Origin of the sequence: Pseudomonas sp. B22(2017) (genome assembly GCF_002113105.1) — a bacterium.
GTDB lineage: Bacteria > Pseudomonadota > Gammaproteobacteria > Pseudomonadales > Pseudomonadaceae > Aquipseudomonas > Aquipseudomonas asiatica.
This window is the reverse complement of the sequence record NZ_NEJN01000005.1, coordinates 1-16,953: the sequence shown is the minus strand read 5'-3', so window position 1 is coordinate 16,953 and position 16,953 is coordinate 1. Positions and strand designations below refer to the sequence as shown.

The window sequence follows — 16,953 nt, the reverse complement described above, 5'->3', positions numbered from 1 at the left end:
TTTAACATCATGCGTTCTCTCGTACTTTCTACCTCCCTTACCTAAATAATTAGAGTACTCTCCTGACACTCCGAAGCATCAACCGCAAAAACGTGACCAGCAGGGCGAGCCCAGCTCCTATAAGAAAATTAGTCACTGCCATAAAAAATCGCGGATCAGACGCCCTCCCCTCTGGTGCGCAGTTACAGAGGGAAGGCCGCCCGGCCCGCGATAAAGTCCTCGCTCGTCAATCCTTCTTGCGGTAACCCTCGACGATCGCCGAGAAGTCCTTGCCACCCTCGCCGCGCAGGCTCATGGCCTGGTACAGCTGCTGGGCCACGGCCCCCAGGATCACCGGTTGATGCGCCTGGCGTGCAGCCTCGGTGGCCAGCCCCAGGTCCTTGAGCATCAGCTCGGCGCCAAAGCCACCGGTATAGCCACGCGATGCCGGCGCGGTTTCGATGATGCCCGGCCACGGGTTGTAGGTGTCCGAGCTCCAGCAACGCCCGGTCGAACTGTTGATGATGCCGGCCAGCACCTTGGTGTCGATGCCCAGCGCGTTGCCCAGGGCCATGGCCTCGGACACGCCGATCATCGAGATACCCAGCAGCAGGTTGTTGCAGATCTTGGCGATCTGCCCGGTGCCGACTTCACCGCAGTGCACGATGTTGCGGCCCATCTGCTCCAGTACCGGCTTGAGGGTGGCAAACAGCTCGGTGCTGGCACCGACCATGAAGGTCAGGGTGCCTGCCGCCGCGCCGCCGGTGCCACCGGACACCGGTGCATCGCCCATGTCCACGCCCTTGGCCGCTGCGGCCTTGGACACATCACGCGCCGTCTGCGGGTCGATGGTGCTGCAATCCACGGTCGGAGTGCCGGGGCGAATGCCCGCCAGCACACCGTCTTCGTTCAGGTACACGCTGCGCACATGGGCAGCAGCCGGCAGCATGGTGATCACCAGCTCGCTGTTGGCCGCCGCGTCCTTGGGCGACGGGCTGACCTGCCCGCCCAGTTCTGCCAGCTCGGCCAGCACAGCCTTGTTCAGGTCGAACAGGTTCAGTTGGTGCCCGGCCTTGATCAGGTTGCGGGCCATGGGTGCGCCCATGTTGCCCAGGCCAATGAATGCGATACGCATGACTCTCTCCTTAGCGCAGGCTGATGGTGGTGTTCACACCATCGTTGACACTGTCGTCATCGAACCAGCGGGCGGTGACGGTCTTGGTCTGAGTGTAGAACTGCACCACTTGCTTGCCGTACGGGCCGAGGTCGCCGAGCTTGGAGCCACGCGAGCCGGTGAAGCTGAAGAACGGTACCGGTACCGGGATCGGGATGTTGATACCGACCTGGCCGATGTCGATTTCGCTCTGGAACTTACGCGCTGCCGCGCCGCTCTGGGTGAACAGGCCGGTACCGTTACCGAACGGGTTGGCGTTGACCAGGGCGATGGCCTCGTCGAGGGTGTCGACCTCCAGGGTCACCAGCACCGGGCCGAAGATTTCCTGGGTGTAAACCTGCATGTCGGTCTTCACGCCCGAGAACAGGGTCGGGCCAATGAAGTTGCCTTGCTCGTAGCCCGGTACCGTGACGTCACGGCCGTCGAGTTCCAGCTTGGCGCCTTCCTTGATGCCGCTTTCGATCAGGCCCAGCACACGCTCCTTGGCGCGTTTGGAGACCACAGGACCGACATCGGTGCCTGGCTCACAGCCGGCATTGACCTTGAGCTTGCTGGCCGCTTCCTTGATATCCGGCAGCCATTCACGGGCCTTGCCCACCAATACAGCCACCGAGGTGGCCATGCAGCGCTGGCCCGCTGCGCCGAAGGCGGCACCGACCAGCGCGTTGACGGTTTGCGTGCGGTTGGCATCAGGCAGCACCACCGCGTGGTTCTTGGCGCCCATCATCGATTGCACGCGCTTGCCGTGCTGGCTGCCCAGGTTGTACACGTGGGTGCCCACTTCGGTGGAGCCGACGAAGGAAATCGCCTTGATGTCCTGGTGGGTGCAAATGGCATCCACCACTTGCTTGCCGCCGTGCACCACGTTGAGCACGCCAGCCGGTATGCCGGCTTCCAGCGCCAGTTCGACCAGCAGCATGGTCGACAGCGGGTCCTGCTCGGACGGCTTGAGCACGAAGGTGTTGCCGCAGACGATGGCCATGGGGAACATCCACAGCGGGATCATCGCCGGGAAGTTGAACGGGGTGATGCCGGCGCACACGCCGATCGGCTGGCGCAGGGTGTAGGTATCGACGCCGCCGGCAACGTTCTCGGCGAATTCGCCCATCTGCAGGGTGCCGATGGAGGCGGCGTGCTCGACCACTTCCAGGCCGCGGAAGATATCGCCTTCAGCGTCGGCCAGGGTCTTGCCCTGCTCGGCACTGAGGACTTGGGCGATGCGTTTGGTGTTTTCGCGGATCAGCGCCTGCAGCTTGAGCATGATGCGCATGCGCGCGCCGATCGGCGTGTTACGCCAGGTCTGGAAGGCACGGTGGGCAGCGGCCACGGCCGCGTCGACTTCTTCGACGGTGGCGAACGGTACGCGCGCCAGCACCTCTTGGGTGGCCGGGTTGACGATGTCGCGCCATTCGGTGGTCGTGGACTCGACCCATTGGCCGTCGATCAGCAGCTTGACCTGCTCGATTTTGGTCTGGTTAGGGGATTGCGGTGCGTTCATCTGCGTTCTCCTTGGAATTATTGTCGGGACGAGATCGCCATTGCCGGGCAAACGCGAGGTGGCGTCCTGAGGCTTGTTTCGAGTATAGATGTGCAAACATCCAACAAGAACGCACAAAAAAACCGGATCATCATGCAAAAAGACCTTACATCCCTGAGCGCGCTCAACTGGGACGACCTGAAGTTCTTCCTTGAAGTGGCGCGTACGCGCAAGGCCAGCAGCGCCGCCAAGCGCCTGAGCGTGGACTACACCACTGTGTCGCGGCGCATCAGCTCGCTGGAGGGGGCGCTGGGCACCTTGCTGTTCGAGAAATCCCGGACCAACGGCTTTGTCCTCACCGCCGAGGGCCAGCGCTTGCTGGGCTATGCCGAGTCGATCGAGAGCACGCTGCACATGGCCTGCGAGCAGGTATCCGGGTCGGGCGTGGCGTTGTCGGGGCATGTGCGCATGGGCTGCACCGAAGGCTTCGGCAGCTTCTTCGTCACCCCGCAGCTAAGCCATTTCGTCGATGCCTACCCGGCGATTTCGGTGGACATCCTGCCGCTGCCGCACTTCATCAGCCTGTCCAAGCGCGAGGCGGACATCGTCATCGCCCTGGAGCGGCCGGAGCATGGGCCTTATGTGTGCTGCAAGCTGTGCGACTACCGCTTGCGGCTTTACGCGACCCAGGGCTACCTGGACAGCCATGCACCGATCAACCAGATCGCGGATCTGGCCAGGCACCCGTTCATCAGCTACGTGGACGACCTGGCGTTCAGTTCGGAGCTGCTGTACCTGGCCAACCTGATCCCCAGCGCCAGCGCGCATTTACGCAGTACCAGCGTGATTGCCCAGTACACGGCAGCTTTGCAGGGACGTGGGTTGGCAATTCTGCCGTGCTTCCTCGTCGCACAGGACCCGCGGTTGGTGACGGTGCTGCCGGAGGAGATCGAGGTGACGCGGCAGTTCTGGATGTATTGCCGGGAGGATTTGAGGAAGTTGAAGCGGATTACCCTGCTGTGGGATTACATCCGAGGGGTGACCGAGGCGAATGCACCGTTGTTGATGGGGGAGACACGGGAGATGCGCTTTGCTCAGGAATGAGGGGCTGCTGCGTAGCCCATAGCCGGCAAGCCAGCTCCCACAAGGTCTGCGCCGGATTCAAGGCATGCGCAGGACCTGTAGGAGCGGGCGTGCCCGCGAACACCGGCGCAGCCGGTGCCAGTCACTTGAGCAAGGGCCGCGTCGCGGCCCTATCCCTTCAGCTCATTCTTCTGGACATTCCTAGCTCCATATCATCAATCAACGCTTTCGCCATCTCGCTGAGAATGCGTGCGGCACTGCCTGCAATCCGGTCATTCTCCATCTCTGCCTCAGTCGTGAGGTGACGAATACAGCCAAGCAACACAGATAACTGCGTGAAGGCATGACTGAATGGCACGTTTGGCTGCAAGCGGAACAGATCGAAGGTTTCCATACCCGCTGTCGAGGAGTTTCTTGGATCATCGCTCATATCATTGCTCCCTGATGCGGGTGCTGGTGTGGTCCGTCAGAGCGTGAATTGCTCGACACAGTAGGCGAATGTTCATGCCCATGGCGTCCTGTATAAGGCCGGGGCCGCTGTCGATCAGTACGGTAGTGGTGTGATCCACGGTAAGAATCAGGGCACTGAGCAGCTGATCACATTCTTCTATGCTCGGAGGATCTTGAAGTGAGAGATTGGGTGGGTCGAGTTGCAGAAGGGCTGAGGCGTGTGGATCGGAGACGAGCTTTTTCAAAATAGAGTTCCCCTGAACGACATGAGTACCGGCCCGGCCGAGGCCGGGCCGCGCACAACCGCCATGAGCGGTGCGAATTCATGAATTTCGGGGTCTCAAGCCCGGTCACCTGGAAAGGCGACCCAAGGACGTTATCTCAGGAGGACTTCCCCGCCTATGTGGCGGCTTCTGACTGGCGTGTAGGATAATTCGCCATGTGAGGTGAACTGAAGCAATTGGCTTCAGGTTCGGAAATTTCTTACAGGCAGATGGCCCTGGCGAGGGCTGCGCCCTCGATCGCCGGCAAGCCAGCTCCCACGGGGGCAGCGTTGATCTAGAGGTTGTCGCTGTACCTGTGGGAGTGGCCTTGTGTCGCGAAAGGGCTGCAGAGCAGCCCCGGCAATTTGTGCATCTGCGCTGAAACCCCGGAGGTAAAACAGATAATGTGGGAGCGGGTTTACCCGCGAAGCAGACAACTCGGTGCATGGCACCGGCTTCGCCGGTGTTCGCGGGTGAACCCGCTCCCACAGGGATATCTGATAGCCCGTAGGCTGCGGTCAATAGGAAGCCACCACAATGGACACGCGCCGGTTCTCGGTACGCCCGGCGCTGGTGCGGTTGTCCGCCACCGGCTGGGTACTGCCCAACCCGCGGCTCTGGATATTCTGCGCCTCCATACCTATACCGACCAGGGCCTTGGCCACGCTCTGCGCACGGCGCTCGGACAACTGCTGGTTATACGCCGCCTTGCCCGACGAATCGGCGTGCCCGTCCACTCGCACGCCCTGGATGCCAACGCCGAGCAGCGACTTGCCAATACGCTCGACAATCGCCTGGCTCTGGCTGTTGAGGTTGTCCAGGTCGCTGCCGAACAGCACCTTGCCGGACAAATCGTAGGCCCAGCCTTCGTCGGTCGGGGTAAAGCCTTCACGCTTGAGCACGGCAATCTGCTCGGCGGTCAGGCCTTTGGGCGGAGCGCTCTGGCAGCCGGTCAGCCCCAGCACGGCGAGCAACAATGCCCAAAGGGGGAAACGCAAAGCCTGTATCACGGGTTCAACTCCTGTTCTTGATTTCGCTGGCGGACCGTTCCGTCTGCGCCACTTGCCAATGGCCACGGCGTTTGCGCTTGGCCTGGTACATCGCCGCATCGGCGGCATTCAGAAGACTGGCGGGGTCGGCGCCGTCATCCGGGTAATAGGCAATACCGACACTCAACGAGGTGGCGATACTGCGACCGCTGTCCAGCTGCACCGGCAACTTCATGCTGGCAACGATCTTCTCGGCAATGTGCTCGGCGTCCTGGCGCGAATGCAAAGGCGTCAGCAGCACGGCGAACTCATCGCCACCCAGGCGCGCTACCAGGTCGTGCTCGCGCAGCTGGGCGCGAACGCGGTCGGCCACGCTTATCAGCACTTCGTCGCCGACCGCATGGCCGAGGGTGTCGTTGATCTGCTTGAAGTGGTCACTGTCGAGGAACAGCAGCGCCAGGTGATCCTGCTGCCGTTCGGCATTGCGCACGCTGCGGCTCAGGCGCCCCTCGAAGAAGGCGCGGTTGGGCAGGCCGGTCAGGCTGTCGTGGCTGGCCTGGTGCGCCAGGGTCTGGTTTTCGTTCTGCAGGTGGCTGTGCCATACCTCCAGCTCATCCAGCAGGGCATTGAAGTCATTGCCCAGTTCGTGGAGCTCGGCAATCGGCGCTTCCGGCACGCGCCGGTCGAAACGGCGCTCGCGGCGGGCAGCGTGGGCGACACTGGCCAGGCCGCGCAGCGGGCGGACGATATCGCTTAGCAGACGCCGCGACAGGTACTGGGCAGCCAGGGCGCTGAGCACCGTGCAGAACAGAATGCCGGCCAACCCGCTGAACAGGAACAGCAACAGGCTTCTCCCCTGGCCAACCAGCTCGATGCGCCCGACCTGCTGTTGCTGGTGCGTGATCGGCAGGTTGATCGGCTCATCCAGCAAGGCGGTGGCCACCTGCGCCTCCAGCCGCGCGAGCACGCCGGTATCGCTGCGCTGCCAATGCGCCAGCTGCTCGCCTTCGTTGTTGAAGACCCTGGCTTCGGCCACTTCCTCGGTACTGGCAATCAGCGCCAGCGACTCATTGGCCGCAGCGCTGTCGTCAAACACCACCGCCGCTTCCACGGTGTAGCTGATCGAGCGGGCGATCAGGTGCAGGTTGTCGTTGGCGTAGACGCGCAGGGCGAGCACGCCCAGCAGGGTCAGGGATATGCCGGCCAGGCCCACGGCGAGCAAGGCGACGCTGAGGTGGCCACGGCCCAGCACCGAGCGCAGGGTCGGGCGCACGCCGCGCTTGCGGGTTGGTTTCATGGTTGCACCGCCCGGCGCCGCGACAATTGCAGCACGCTGGGATGAATGTGCACGCCGGAGCGTGCCACCGAGTCCAGGTTGACTTCAAAGGCTACCTGTTGGTCGCTGACCCGCAAGCAGAACAGGCTACCGACCGTGCACGGGTCGTCTGCCTCGCTGATGCTCAGCACCGGGTGGCCACTGACGCGCTCGAACAGCCGGTCGCGCTGGCCCTGGTCGAGTTTGCCAATGTAGATGGCGTCGCAGGCCTGGGCGACCTGGCTATCGTCTGCCAGCAGCCGCCGCACCTGCAGCGGTCGGCCAGACTCCTGCACATGGCCTTTGATCAGGTCATCGGCGTATTCGGTCGGGCCGACCAGGCACAGGCGCAAGGGCGAAGGTTCGACGGGCCAGCGGGCGTAGCTGAAGATGCCCAACACCACCTGGGTGACCGCCTTGGCACGTTGCTGCGCCTGGGCGGCAGTTATGGCGGGGTCTGCCTGGGCCGGACCTGCGGAAAGGAACAGGGCGGCCAGCAATAGCGAAAGCACACATCTCGTCACTCGCCTTGCGGCCACGTTCATGTGGGAAATCTCTTAAGGTCCTTTCCGATATCGGCGCAACGATAGCACATGGCCGCATCAATGTAGGTACGAGCAGCTTTGTGCATGGGGATTGATGGCCCCATCGCCGGCAAGCCAGCTCCCACAAGGACTCCACAGCCCTTGAAAACTGCGCTGCACCTGTGGGAGCTTGCCGGCGATAGGGCCTTATCGGGGTCCTACACCTGCTCCAGCATCAACCCGGAAATACGCCGCACCTTGCGCGCCACCGCCTCTTCGAAAATACCCTGACGAGGCTCGACCAGGCTGAAGCAATGCTTGGCGCGGGTGATGCCGGTGTATACCAGTTCCTTGGTCAGCACCGGGTTGAGCGCATCCGGCAGCACCAGCGCGGTGTGGCTGAACTCTGAGCCTTGGGACTTGTGCACGGTCATGGCGAATACCGTTTCCACTTCGTTCAGCCGGCTGGGCAGGACGAAGCGCACGCCCCCACTGCCGTCGTTACGCGGGAAGGCCACGCGCAGCAAGGGTTCGCCGCGCTCATCCGGCAGACGCAGGGCGATGCCGATGTCACCGTTCATCAGGCCCAGGCCGTAGTCATTGCGGGTGACCAGCACCGGCCGCCCTTCGTACCAGGGCTGCTGGCTGTCGATCAGCCCGGCATTGTGCAGTACCCGCGCCACCCGCTCGTTGAGGCCTTCGACACCCCAGGCGCCGCGGCGTACCGCACACAGCAGCTGGAAGTCTTCGAAGCTGTGCAGCACCTTGCCCGCCCATTGCTCCCACGCGGGGTCGTCAACGGCGGTATCGAGTGCCGGGCGAAAACGGCCAAGGGTACGCAGGTAGCTGCGATAACCCTGCGGGCCGTCGCTGCCGCGGTTCAGCCCGTCGAGCAGCAGGCGGTCGAAGGCGCGGTCCTGTTCGTGCTTCAGGGCCAGGCTATGCACATCGGGCGGCGGCGTGGCCAGCAGGTTGCGGGCCGCGTGGGAGTCCTGGCGATTGACCAGCCGGGCCAGTTGGCCAATGCCGCTACCTTCGCCAAAACGCCGCGAGAAGCGCAGCATCACCACTTGCTGGGCAAGCGGATTACGTTGCTCATCGCCGGCCTTGAGGCCGCTGCCCGCCAGCGATTCGCCACCGGTCTGCTCCAGCCATGCCTCGGTCTCTGGCGAGTAACACCCCTCCTCGGCATCCCGGCACAGGTCACCCAGTACCGCACCGGCCTCGACGGAGGCCAGCTGGTCCTTGTCGCCCAGCAGTACCAGGCGTGCCCGTGGCGGCAGGGCATCGAGCAGGTTGGCCATCATTTCCAGGTCGATCATCGACGCTTCGTCGACCACCAGCACGTCCAACGGCAGCGGGTTGCCGGCATGGTGGCGGAAGTGCCGCGAACCGGGGCGGCTGCCGAGCAGGCGGTGCACGGTGCTGACCTCGGTGGGGATCTGCCCGCGCACCTGGGCGCTGACCTGCAGGCGCTCGACCTGCTGGCCAATGGATTCGGTCAGGCGCGCAGCCGCCTTGCCGGTCGGCGCGGCCAGGCGAATGTGCAATGGCCTGCCCTGCTCCACCGCCGGCGCCTGCAGCAAGGCCAAAAGGCGTACCACGGTGGTTGTCTTGCCCGTGCCGGGGCCGCCGGTGATGATGCTGAAGCCTGCGCGGGTGGCAAGGGCGCAGGCGAGCTTCTGCCAGTCCACCTGGCCAGCCGGCGTACCACCGTCAAACAGCTGCGCCAGGCGGCCACGCAAGTCGGCCGGGGGCGCTTCGGACTGGGTCAGGCGCTGGCGAAGTGTATGGTCGATGCGCCGCTCGTAATTCCAGTAACGGCGCAAGTACAGGCGCTCCCCGCTGAGCACCAGAGGCCGTGCTTGCTGGCCCGAAGTACCACCGGCGGCCACCAGCGGACTGGCGGCAATGCGCTGGCGCCAGGCGTGCAGGTCGAGGTCGGCGAGCAACTGCGAAGGCAGCAGCAAGGGGCCGGTCAAGGCGTCGCCTTCAGGCGGCAAGGACAGGGCGAAATCGGGCTCGGCCAGGGTCTGCTGCAGGTCGAGGCAGACATGGCCGTGGCCCAGTTGATGGCTGGCCAGGGCGGCGGCCAGCAACAGCAGTGGGTCGCTACCGGGGGCTAGCTCCTCCAGGAACGATACGAACGCTCGGTCCAGGGCACGCAGCCAGCCGCGCTCTACCCAGCGGTCGAGCAGTTGCAGCAGGTCACCGCTGTCATGCTGTGGTGCCAATGCAAGCAGGTGCTCGGCGTGCAGCGGGGTGGGCAACAGGTCGACTAGGCTTCGGCTCATATCACGGCTCCGGCAAACAGGTCCTGCTGCACGGGCGGGTGCTCACCACGGAACAGCGCATCGAGGCTTTCGATCAGCTCACGCGGTGGCTTGGCGTGGTAAACGCCGTGACCACTGCTGCTGGCACCTCGCAGGAAGATGAACAGGGCGCCGCCGACATGGCGGTCGTAGTCGTAGTCAGGCAGGCGGGCGCGCAACTGCCGATGCAGGGCCAGCAGGTACAGCACGTACTGCAGGTCGTAGCGATGTTCGAGGATGGCCTTTTCCATGGCCGGGGCATCGTAGGCCTGAATGTCCGGGCCCAGCCAGTTGGACTTGTAGTCAGTCACGTAGTAACGCCCGTCCAGCTCGAAAGCCAGGTCGATGAAACCTTTGAACATGCCATTGAGCACGGTCGGCTGCGCCGCCGGGCGGGCCAGGCCGGGGTGGGTGTGGCGTGCCACCAGGCGGTCGAGTTGTTCGGCATCGACCTGGTGGCTGGCGAACCAGAACTCCATTTCGATCTGGTAGTGGCGCAGCTGTCCGAGCGTTACACCGAGGTCGTTGCCCGGCAACGGCAGCGCTTCGCCCAGCAGGCGCTGCAGCCAGTGCGTCAGGGTTGGGATCCAACCGGTCCAGTCGCGACGGTTGCAGCGCTGGCCAACGGTTCGCTCGATCAGCCGTGCATTGCCGCTGACCTGGCTGAAACCCTCGCGGCCAACCCATTCCAGCAAACCATGCAGGAAGGTGCCGGGGTTGGGCCCGCGCGGGAAGCGGTGAATATCGCCACTGTCGGCCGGGACCTCGCGCAGCATCTGGGTATCGACCACTTCATCATCCAGTAACTGCTGGGCCTGGGAGCTGTCGGCACCGAGGGTCTGGTCGCCGACGCGCAGGGCACTGTACGAGGCAATCCACCAATGCTCGGCCCCCGCCGCGCGGCGCGGCTTGCGGGCAGGCAGCAGCTCATGCTCGGCGTGCGGCATGCGATATACCTGCTCATCTGCCGACGGTAGGCCCGGGCAGCTGATGTGCGGGCAAGTTGCAGCCAAGGCCTGCAACCAGTCTGTCAGTTGTTGCGAGCCCGGCAGGGCGAGGCCGCCTCCCAGCAGGTAGCCGAACGCCGAGCGGTGCAGTTGCGAGCTCTTCTGGTTGCCCCGCTTGAGGTCGGCGACACCCAGCCAGCAGGCATGCTGGGCACGGGTCAGGGCCACATAGAGCAGGCGCAGGTCTTCGGCCAGGCGCTCGTCGTCGGCGCGGTCGATCTGTTCCTGGTCTGGTGTGAGAGTGAGATGGGCGTTGCCCTGGCTATCATGCCAGGCCAGCGGCAGGCGGCTGCCGTCCACCGGTTTGCTGGTGCAGATGAACGGCAGGTAGACCAAGGGGTATTCCAGGCCCTTGGATTTGTGGATGGTCACCACTTTCACCAACTGCTCGTCACTCTCCAGGCGCAGGATCTGCTCTTCACCAGCCTGGCCGGAACTGGCCAGGTGCTCGGCCAGGTGGCGGATCAGCGCCTGTTCGCCGTCCAATTCGCCGGCGGCCTGTTGCAGCAGCTCGGCCAGGTGCAGCAGGTTGGTCAGCACCCGCTCGCCATCGCTGCGGCGGATCAGCGTGCGCGGCAGCTGGAAGTCATGCAGCAGGTGCCGCAGCATCGGCAACACGCCTTGGCGCTGCCAGGTGTCGCGGTAACGGCGAAAACGCATGACCCAGTCTTCCCAGACCCGCTCGTCCTGGTTCAGGCGGTCCAGCGCAGCCAGCGACAGATCGAGGGTAAGGCTGGCCAGGGCGGCCTTGAGCAGGCGCTCCGAGTCGGGTTCGGCACAGGCCTTTAACCAGGCCAACAGGTCGTGGGCTTCCTGGGCGGCGAATACCGAGTCCTTGTCGGACAGGTACACACTACGCACCTCGCGCGCGGCAAGCTCGGCGCGGACCATCTGCGCTTCATGGCCATCGCGCACCAGGATGGCGATGTCCGATGGCAGGCACGGGCGTAGTTCGCCCTCGGCATTCTGGAAACCAGCCGTGCCTTGCTGGCCGCCATTGAGCAAGGCGACGATATGGCTGGCGCAACTGGCTGCCAGCTGCTGCCGGTAAACGCTGCCGGAGACCGGCTCTTCGCTTTCCAGATGCCAGCATTGCAGGGCTGCGCAAGCTTCACCGTCGATCAACAGCTGTTCGCCACGGCCTTTGGCGCGGACCTCGATGAACGGCAGCGGGTTGTCATCAGCCTCGCGGAACAGGAATGCGCCACGCCCTGCCTCACGCGCCTCGGCCTGCAGGAACACCTGGTTGACCGCCGCGACCATGGCCTTGCTGGAGCGGTAATTGGTGTCCAGGCTGTGCAGGCGACCACTGGTGGCACGGCGGGCGGTAAGGTAGGTGTAGATGTCGGCGCCACGGAAGGCATAGATCGCCTGCTTGGGGTCGCCGATCATGAACAGGCCGGTCTCGGCGCGGTTTTCGCTGATCTGGTAGATGCGCTCGAAGATGCCGTACTGCACCGGGTCGGTGTCCTGGAACTCGTCGATCAACGCCACCGGGAACTGTTCGCGGATCAGGCTGGCCAAGCGCTCGCCGGCCTCGCTGGCCAGGGCATGCTGCAGGCGCAGGAGCATGTCGTCGAAGCCCATTTCCGCACGCCGACGCTTCTCCACTTCGAAGCGTGCCGCTACCCAGTTGGCGGCATGCTCGAGCAATGGAGCATCCGGGCTGTCCAGGGCCTGTAACTGTTGCTGCAAGCTCTGCATGGCATTGAGGGCCGGGTGCTCGGGTGGCTCGCCCTTCCAGGCTTCGGCCATGCCCGCTGGGGTCAGGCGGGTAAAGCCGGTGCCCAGGTCAAGTTCCACCAGTTGTTCGTCTGCGGCCCAGGCGCAGAGTTTGTCGAACCAGGGCTCGAAGTAACGGGCCTGCATCTTGCGGCCATCGACCTGTTTGGCGGCCAGTGCATCACGGCAGATCTGGCGCAATTCCTCGGCCCATTGCGCCCAAGGCGCCTTGAGCCGGGCCAACTGCTCGCCACGCTGCTGCAGCGATGCCTGGATCAGTGCCGCCGGCTCGGGCCCATCGTGCTGGACGCGCACGCGACCGAACAGCGGGCGGATCCGCGGCAGCAAGGCGTCGGGGCTGCCCCAGTGGCCACGCACCCAGGCCAGCGCGTCGCCTTGCATGCCGTAGCAGAAGCGCCGCCAGTAGTCGCGCATGACCTGACCCAGCAGTTCGCTGTGGTCTGTTTCCAGGGTCTGGGTGAACAGGCTGCCGCTGTCGAAGGCATGTTCGCGCAGCATGCGCTGGCACCAGCCGTGGATGGTCGATACCGCTGCCTCGTCCATCCACTGCACGGCAATTTCCAGGCGCCCGGCACAGCGTGGCCAGGCTTCTTCCGGATAGTCGTCACGCAGTTGGTGCAACAGCGGGTCGGCCGCCTCCAGCTCGCCACGGAAGAACCGCGCAGCTTCGGCCAGGCGGGCGCGAATACGTTCGCGCAGCTCTTTGGTGGCGGCGTCGGTGAAGGTCACCACGAGGATCTGCGGTGGTAGCAGCTCGCGGTTGAAGCCCTGCTCGCCACCGTGACCGAGGATCAGACGCAGGTACAGCGCCGAAATGGTGAAGGTCTTGCCCGTGCCGGCGCTGGCCTCGATCAGCTGGCTGCCATGCAGGGGGAAACTCAGTGCCAGGGGACGGTCCTGGGTCATGCGCCTTTCTCCGGGTTGCCCAGGGTCTGCCACGGGGCGTTGAACAATGGGCGGTACAAGGCTTCGCACCAGCCTTCGAAGGTTTCATCAGCGGTGAGTGCGGCAAAGTCGCGGAACTGCCGGGCCAGGGCGATGCTTTCACTGCGCTCGCCGAAGCTGGTGCGCTCGTCGCCTTCGTAGGCGCGGGCAGCAGCAGCCAGGGCTTTGTCGCTATCGTCCTGGGCCAGCCAGGCGAACGCGGTCTTGGCCGCGACCGGCAACGGCGCATTCATCGCCGCCTGACGGGCTACCAGCAGGTCGCCCAGCAATTGCGCCGCCTGCGCTTGCGGCAGTGGCTCAAGCAGCAGGGTCAAATCGCTAGCCACCAGCGCGCTGTTATAGGGGTAGCCCGCCGCGCAGGCCGCCAGGTGCGTGACCCAGGGCGCGATCAGGCGGTGCCACTTGAGGGCGTTACGCCCGGCACTGATAGTGTTGGGTACGGTGGTGATGCTGAGCAGGCTCTGGTCATCTGCCTGGAATACCCGCCCAAGCCACCCTTCGAGGCGGTGCGGGCCGTGCTCGAAATGCACGGGCAATGCCCCCTCGACCAGCTGCGGCCAGCGTTGCAATAGCTGGCGGTGGCGTTGCAGCAAGTCTGGCAGGGGCTCGATCAGCTCGCGCTGCAGCAGTTCGCCGAAGCCGGCCAGTGGCAGCACGCCACAGGCCTGCAAGCGCCGGGCTTGTGCCTGCAGGGCCTGTTCGGCATTGTCCGGCTCGGCCAGCGCTGCACCCAACAGGCTTTCACTGGCGCCGTATCGTTGCAGGGTATCGAGGACGAAGGGTTCCTCGTCCGGGGTCGGTGCTTCCAGCGCTTCGAAGTACACCTTCAGACGCTGGCTGAAGAAATGCCGCACCGGGTGGCGCAGGAAGTCATTCAGCTGGGTCAGGCTCAAGGCCTCCTCGTCATGGTATGGCGGCAGGACGGGGTCAGCCTGCTGGTCCTCCTGGCCCTGCTGGTGCAACACCTGCCATTCGTGGGCAAAGCTGAACAGCGGGCTGCCCTTCTGGAAGTAGCGTGAACTGAACGGTTGCAGCGGGTGCTCCTGGGTCAGTGCGTGCAGCAGTTGCTCGCCCGGTTGTGCCGGCTGCCCCTGCTCCGCGCCTGCCAGCTGCCAGCCGGCTGCAAGGTGATCGCGCAACTGGCCGATGAGCACCGAGGCCGGGCGTTCGCTGTTGTCGCGAATGCTGCGCCCGACCCAGCTGACATACAGCTGGTCGCGGGCCGACAACAATGCTTCGAGCAGCAGGTAGCGGTCATCCTCGCGGCGCGAGCGGTCACCGGGGCGGTAGTCGCTGGCCATCAGGTCGAAGTCCAGCGGCTGCTGAGCGCGGGGGTAATCGCCATCGTTCATGCCCAGCAGGCAGACCACCCGGAACGGGATGGCGCGCATCGGCATGAGGGTACAGAAGTTCACCGAGCCGGCGAGGAAGCGCTGGGACAACTTGCCCTGGTCGAGGCCCGACAGCCAGGCTTCGCGCACCACGGTCAGCGGCAATGGGTCTTGCAGGCCGACGGCCTCGCACACCTCAAGCCAGCTATCACGCAGATCCTGCAACTGCACCAGCAGGAACTCGTCGCGCTCGCCCTCGGCCAGGAAAAACACTTGCAGCAAGGCATGCAGGCGTTCCCCCCACTGGCTGACAGTGGCAGGCTCGGACAAGGCCTGGCTGGCCACTTCGAGGGCGTCGAGCAAGGCGACCAGCGGGCCGATCAGCGCGGCATCCAGGCCACCGATTTCATCGTAGGGTTCGATGCCGTCACAGGCCTCACCCACGCCTACGGCATAACCCAGAAGCATGCGGCGCAGGCCGAACCGCCAGCTGTTCTGTTCCAGCCCAGCGGGCAAGCCCAGGCTGGCCCGCTGCTCGGCATTGAGGCCCCAGCGGATGCCCGCCCCCTCGATCCAGCGGTGCAGCGTGGGCAGGTCGTTTTCGCGTATGCCGAAACGGGCGCGGACTGCCGGCACATCCAGCAGGTCGAGTACTTCGCTGACCGCGAAGCGGCTGTCCGGCAGCTTGAGCAGGTGTTCGAGGGCAATCAGCAAGGGTTCGCGGCCACGCTGGCCCTGGTCGGTCAGGGTGAACGGGATGTAGCGCGGATCGTTGCGCTGCAACTGGCCGAATACGGCGCGAATATGCGGCGCGTAGGTATCGATGGCCGGCAGCATGACGATCACGTCACGTGGGCGCAGGGTTGGGTCGGCGCTGAACCGGGCCAGTAGCTGATCGTGAAGGATCTCCACTTCGCGTTGCGGGCTATGGGCGATGTGGAAGCGGATCGAGCGGTCCTTCGCTGGGTCGACTGGATGCCACTGCTCACGAGTTTCGGCGAGCGGACGCAGTTCAAGGATGTCGTCCTGCAACTGGTTGAGCAGCGTGGTGGGCGAGCCCTCACTGAATAGGTCGATGCGACCGTCGCTGAACACGCCCTGGTAACTGCCGGGGTCATCGTAGCTGTCGAGCAGGTTGATGTAATCGCGGCCTTGTTTGCCCCAGGCGGCCAGCAAAGGGTGGGCATGTTGGTGTAGCGACTGGTCGTCCAGTTGCAAGGGCATGCCCTGCTTGCGTTGCTGGCGCTTGTACTGGTGGCGCAGCAGGTCCTTGTCGGCAACGATATCGGCCCAGTGGTGGCGGCAGGGGTTGTGCACGCACAGTAGCACCTGGCTGAAGCGTGCCAGGCCGGCCAGTGCCTCGAGGGCCTGGGCTGGCAGCGAGGAGATACCGAATACGATCACCCGGGCCGGCAGACCGGCAGGTGCCTGCTCCAGGCTGTTGATCCGTTCGATGAAGCGTTGATGTACGCCGGCACGGCTCTGCGCCATGCCCTGCTCACCAACATCCTCCAGCAATGCACGCCACAACTCGGCCTGCCAGCGGTTGCCCGGGGGCAGCGCCTTGCGTTCACCGCGGGCGGTGTTGAGGATGTGCTCGCCAGCGGCCCAGTCCTTGAGCCAGTCGGCGCGGTAGACCTGATACTGGTCGAACAGGTCGGCCAGGCGCTCGGCGAGCTGATAGCGCTTGCGCAGGTCGCTGTCGTCGGTGAGAAAGCGTCGCAACGGCTCGAAATGCGGGCGTTCGATCAAGGCCGGGAGCAGACGCATCAGACGCCAGGTCAGCGGTGCCTTGTCGAGCAGGGAGACTTCGGGAATTTCGTCACGGCCCAGCACGCTGCGGTAAAGCTGCCACATGAAGCTGCCTGGCAATTGCACATCGATGGCGGCGGCGATGCCACAGCCGCCCTGGTCATCGTCCTGAGGGTCTTCGGCAAGAGCCAGCTTGAGCCATTGGGCGATGCCATTGCTTTGCACCAAGGCGATTTCGTTTTCCAGAGGTGCCAAGGGATAGCGACGCATCCAGCTCACCACCAGGCTGCGCAGGTCGTCGAGGCGGTTGCCGTGGACGATCATGAAGCCGGGGTGGAGGTGAGTGCTGTTGGGCATCGGGAGGTCTCTGGCTGGCGCTGGGGGCTGAGAGGGCACGATATCACGTGGATGCCCGAAAGGGCCGAGTGCCATCAGGCTGACGCTCCCACAGAGGAGAGTTGTACAGGTCTGGGCTTATTGGCCAGAAAGACAAAACCCCTACCTGCATGTGCAGATAGGGGTTTTGCGAAATGAATCTTGACGATGACCTACTCTCACATGGGGAAACCCCACACTACCATCGGCGATGCATCGTTTCACTGCTGAGTT

General features: G+C 64.4%; 10 protein-coding genes. 1 reads left to right on the top strand and 9 read right to left on the bottom strand.

Annotated elements, in window-relative coordinates:
• Positions 1-226 precede the first annotated feature (226 nt).
• Both mmsB and CAG18_RS12530 read right to left on the bottom strand, forming a co-directional pair.
• Positions 227-1,114, bottom strand: coding sequence for a 3-hydroxyisobutyrate dehydrogenase (mmsB, locus tag CAG18_RS12535; RefSeq protein ID WP_015271823.1), 888 nt, complete (start codon positions 1,112-1,114; stop codon positions 227-229).
• A gap of 10 nt (positions 1,115-1,124) precedes the next feature.
• The gene (locus tag CAG18_RS12530; RefSeq protein WP_015271824.1) at positions 1,125-2,651 is read right to left on the bottom strand and encodes a CoA-acylating methylmalonate-semialdehyde dehydrogenase; all 1,527 of its coding nucleotides are present in this window, start codon (positions 2,649-2,651) and stop codon (positions 1,125-1,127) included.
• A 132-nt stretch (positions 2,652-2,783) separates the two neighbouring features.
• On the opposite strand from CAG18_RS12530, the gene CAG18_RS12525 reads away from it, so the two are divergent.
• The gene (locus tag CAG18_RS12525; protein WP_085720973.1) at positions 2,784-3,734 is read left to right on the top strand and encodes a LysR family transcriptional regulator; all 951 of its coding nucleotides are present in this window, start codon (positions 2,784-2,786) and stop codon (positions 3,732-3,734) included.
• A gap of 157 nt (positions 3,735-3,891) precedes the next feature.
• Here CAG18_RS12525 and CAG18_RS12520 read toward each other — a convergent pair whose 3' ends face one another.
• The 7 genes from CAG18_RS12520 to recC form a co-directional block, all read right to left on the bottom strand.
• On the bottom strand, positions 3,892-4,143 hold the full coding sequence (locus CAG18_RS12520; protein ID WP_063913432.1) for a DUF3077 domain-containing protein: 252 nt from the start codon (positions 4,141-4,143) through the stop codon (positions 3,892-3,894).
• Between the two features lie 801 nt (positions 4,144-4,944).
• Positions 4,945-5,436 carry an OmpA family protein gene (locus CAG18_RS12505; RefSeq protein ID WP_085720971.1) on the bottom strand — a complete coding sequence of 164 codons (492 nt, stop codon included), beginning with the start codon at positions 5,434-5,436 and terminating at the stop codon, positions 4,945-4,947.
• Positions 5,437-5,440: 4 nt separating this feature from the next.
• Entirely contained in the window at positions 5,441-6,712 is a 1,272-nt protein-coding gene (locus CAG18_RS12500) for a diguanylate cyclase domain-containing protein (RefSeq protein ID WP_085720970.1), read from the bottom strand.
• A complete protein-coding gene (locus tag CAG18_RS12495; RefSeq protein WP_085720969.1) occupies positions 6,709-7,275 on the bottom strand; it encodes a YfiR family protein in 567 nt (188 codons plus the stop codon). The genes CAG18_RS12500 and CAG18_RS12495 overlap by 4 nt, the downstream gene beginning before the upstream one ends.
• Positions 7,276-7,472: 197 nt before the next feature.
• Positions 7,473-9,548, bottom strand: coding sequence for an exodeoxyribonuclease V subunit alpha (gene recD / locus CAG18_RS12490; RefSeq protein ID WP_085720968.1), 2,076 nt, complete (start codon positions 9,546-9,548; stop codon positions 7,473-7,475).
• Positions 9,545-13,222 (bottom strand): exodeoxyribonuclease V subunit beta, encoded by a 3,678-nt coding sequence (recB, locus tag CAG18_RS12485; protein ID WP_085720967.1) that lies wholly within the window; start codon positions 13,220-13,222, stop codon positions 9,545-9,547. Before recB ends, recD begins: the two co-directional genes overlap by 4 nt.
• Positions 13,219-16,701, bottom strand: a complete 3,483-nt coding sequence (recC, locus tag CAG18_RS12480) for an exodeoxyribonuclease V subunit gamma (protein WP_085720966.1) — start codon at positions 16,699-16,701, stop codon at positions 13,219-13,221. The genes recB and recC overlap by 4 nt, the downstream gene beginning before the upstream one ends.
• Between the last annotated feature and the right edge of the window lie 252 nt (positions 16,702-16,953).

Bases quoted from the DNA above. Each gene is read 5' to 3' on its own strand.
- recC (WP_085720966.1), bottom strand. From the start codon at position 16,701: ATGCCCAACAGCACTCACCTCCACCCCGGCTTCATGATCGTCCACGGC.
- CAG18_RS12500 (WP_085720970.1), bottom strand. From the start codon at position 6,712: ATGAAACCAACCCGCAAGCGCGGCGTGCGCCCGACCCTGCGCTCGGTG.
- recB (WP_085720967.1), bottom strand. From the start codon at position 13,222: ATGACCCAGGACCGTCCCCTGGCACTGAGTTTCCCCCTGCATGGCAGC.
- mmsB (WP_015271823.1), bottom strand. From the start codon at position 1,114: ATGCGTATCGCATTCATTGGCCTGGGCAACATGGGCGCACCCATGGCC.
- recD (WP_085720968.1), bottom strand. From the start codon at position 9,548: ATGAGCCGAAGCCTAGTCGACCTGTTGCCCACCCCGCTGCACGCCGAG.
- CAG18_RS12520 (WP_063913432.1), bottom strand. From the start codon at position 4,143: ATGAGCGATGATCCAAGAAACTCCTCGACAGCGGGTATGGAAACCTTC.
- CAG18_RS12525 (WP_085720973.1), top strand. From the start codon at position 2,784: ATGCAAAAAGACCTTACATCCCTGAGCGCGCTCAACTGGGACGACCTG.
- CAG18_RS12495 (WP_085720969.1), bottom strand. From the start codon at position 7,275: ATGAACGTGGCCGCAAGGCGAGTGACGAGATGTGTGCTTTCGCTATTG.
- CAG18_RS12530 (WP_015271824.1), bottom strand. From the start codon at position 2,651: ATGAACGCACCGCAATCCCCTAACCAGACCAAAATCGAGCAGGTCAAG.